This is a genomic window from Bradyrhizobium sp. 23, assembly GCF_023073295.1.
Lineage (GTDB): Bacteria > Pseudomonadota > Alphaproteobacteria > Rhizobiales > Xanthobacteraceae > Bradyrhizobium > Bradyrhizobium canariense_D.
On sequence record NZ_JADPJF010000088.1, the window covers coordinates 137,733 to 138,031 of the forward strand.

The 299-nt window shown below is 53.8% G+C and carries 1 pseudogene; it reads right to left on the reverse strand.

From position 1 onward, the window contains the following. Positions 1 to 271: pseudogene (locus IVB32_RS21585) on the reverse strand (GIY-YIG nuclease family protein); the annotation flags it as partial. Positions 272 to 299 lie beyond the last annotated feature (28 nt).

Here is a 299-nt window from a genome sequence, read left to right on the forward strand (position 1 = left end):
CGTTCCAATCGGGATTATCCTTCTCGATCAGCGCAATCTTCCAGGCGCGCGTCCATTTTTTCAGGCGCTTCTCGCGTTTTATCGCATTCTCGGGATCATCGAATTGCTCGAAATAGACTAGCTTCACAACGCCCTATTCCTTCGTGAAGCTCTCGACTAACTGCAATTTGTGTTCGGCCACACGGCGGATGAGATCGTTCGTTACGCCAATGTAGAGCGTGTCGCCCATCTTGCTGGCGAGAATGTACACGTAGTAGCAGCGCCCGCCCATCTGCCGTCTCTGGGATACTGGGTCCCCC